The sequence below is a fragment of the Mesorhizobium sp. M7A.F.Ca.CA.001.10.2.1 genome (genome assembly GCF_003998575.1).
GTDB lineage: Bacteria > Pseudomonadota > Alphaproteobacteria > Rhizobiales > Rhizobiaceae > Mesorhizobium.
This window is the reverse complement of sequence record NZ_RZQY01000917.1, coordinates 1-1,798: the sequence shown is the minus strand read 5'-3', so window position 1 is coordinate 1,798 and position 1,798 is coordinate 1. Positions and strand designations below refer to the sequence as shown.

The 1,798-nt window shown below is 65.8% G+C and carries 3 protein-coding genes and 1 pseudogene; 1 reads left to right on the top strand and 3 read right to left on the bottom strand.

The genetic code is table 11. From position 1 onward, the window contains the following. Positions 1–855, top strand: a pseudogene (locus EN964_RS33440) (DNA mismatch repair protein MutL); the annotation flags it as partial. A gap of 133 nt (positions 856–988) precedes the next feature. Here the strand turns inward: EN964_RS33440 and EN964_RS39160 are convergent. The 3 genes from EN964_RS39160 to EN964_RS33425 form a co-directional block, all read right to left on the bottom strand. Further along, entirely contained in the window at positions 989–1,111 is a 123-nt protein-coding gene (locus tag EN964_RS39160; RefSeq protein WP_256748382.1) for a hypothetical protein, read from the bottom strand. A 12-nt stretch (positions 1,112–1,123) separates the two neighbouring features. Beyond that, positions 1,124–1,450 carry an antibiotic biosynthesis monooxygenase gene (locus EN964_RS33430; RefSeq protein ID WP_127271242.1) on the bottom strand — a complete coding sequence of 109 codons (327 nt, stop codon included), beginning with the start codon at positions 1,448–1,450 and terminating at the stop codon, positions 1,124–1,126. Positions 1,451–1,506: 56 nt separating this feature from the next. Continuing rightward, positions 1,507–1,798 (bottom strand): alpha/beta fold hydrolase (locus EN964_RS33425; RefSeq protein ID WP_164776302.1); only part of this gene is annotated, 292 nt, incomplete at its 5' end.

The window sequence follows — 1,798 nt, the reverse complement described above, 5'->3', positions numbered from 1 at the left end:
GGCATGATGGCCGCGTTCCGGCCAGGGGCCGCATCCTACGGCCACGGCGGACCGGCAAACGGCCACCGCAGCTACGACGCGGCCTACCGCGCGTCGGGCCCGTCCGGCTTCGATCCCGTCCGGTCGTCGCAGCGGCCGCTCGATATGGGTTTCGAGGGTGCGGGCTTCGAGCAGCGCGGCTTGCGTGAAAACGAGCAAGCGGCTTTCGATGCCGGTCCGCTTGCCAGCGCCGATGCACGCGCAGGGCAGGATGAAGCGGCCGAGACCCTGCTCGGCGCGGTGCTGGGCGCGGCGCGCGCCCAGGTGCATGAAAACTACATCGTCGCCCAGACCAGGGATTCGCTCATCATCGTCGACCAGCATGCGGCGCATGAACGGCTGGTCTACGAGGCGCTGAAGAATGCGCTGCACTCGCGCCCGGTGCCCTCGCAGATGCTGCTTTTGCCCGAGATCATCGACCTGCCGGAAGAGGACGCCGAGCGGCTTGCGCTGCATTCGGAAACGCTGGCCCGCTTCGGTCTCGGCATCGAGCGCTTCGGCCCCGGCGCCGTCGCGGTGCGCGAGACGCCGTCGATGCTGGGCGAGACCAATGTCGGGCAATTGGTGCGCGACCTCGCCGACGAGATCGCCGACAACGACACGGTCGACACGCTGAAGGAGCGGCTGGACAAAATAGCCGCGACCATGGCCTGCCACGGCTCTGTGCGCTCCGGCCGCCTGCTCAAGGCCGAGGAGATGAACGCGCTGCTGCGGCAGATGGAGGCGACGCCCGGTTCGGGCACCTGCAACCACGGCCGCCCAACCTATATCGAACTCAAGCTGGCGGACATCGAACGGCTTTTCGGGCGGCGGTAGCTGCGGACGGATTGCGGGCCATCGCTTCACCGCTCGTAGGTGCCGGTGTTGACCAGCAATGCCGAGACCACCGTTCGCCCGTGGGCGAATGCCGCGCCGGCTCCACGCACCGCTGTTGCCAGAAGCGCGGCGGTCAGCAATAGCGCGCCGCCGCCAGCAGGAGCGGAGGCACGTCATCGAGACCGAGCTTGATCGCCGCCCAGGTCAGACCCCAGATCAGCGACATCACCGCGAAGAAGGCGAGATTGCGAACCACCAGATTCGCCGTTCAGCGCAATCCCTGGCGATCGACGAATATCCGGTGGATGTCGATCCGCTCCGGCAGTTCGATCAGGAACTCGGGATCGCGGTCCAGATGATGGACTTTGGTCGGTTCGCCTTTGGTAAAGGCGGTCATCGCCTGCATGTCGGCCCAATACGAGATGGTTGTGAACCACGTCTCGGCATCGCGGTCCGCGCGCAGCAATTGGACGCCAAGCGCTGTCTTCTCGAGGGGCGGAATACCCTCGGCACGCAGGTATGGCTCATAGGCGTCGGCGATGTCGCGGCGGGTGCGGCCGCGCCAGATGCGCGCGATGGTCGGTTTGGTCGGCATGAGGTTCTCCTTCAGTCAGGCGGACAGCAACTGAGCGTAGCGGACACCGGCTGTGATCAGCCGTGAACACGACCCAGGAAATCATGGACCAGCGGCAGCGCGTCGTCGAAATGTGTCTCGAGCAGCCAGTGACCCGCCCCCTCGATCAGATGCAGTTCCGCATCGGGCAGATCGCGATGATAGGCCCGTGCCGACGCCGCGGGCATATAGCCGTCCTCTGGCCCCCAAACGATCAGCGTGGGCGGATGGTGTTCACGCAAATAAGCCTGGTAGCGCGGAAACCAGGTGAGATTGGCTTCCAGCTTCTCCATCAGACCGACGGCGATCTGCCGACGAACCGGCGTGTTC

Bases quoted from the DNA above. Each gene is read 5' to 3' on its own strand.
- EN964_RS33430 (WP_127271242.1), bottom strand. From the start codon at position 1,450: ATGCCGACCAAACCGACCATCGCGCGCATCTGGCGCGGCCGCACCCGC.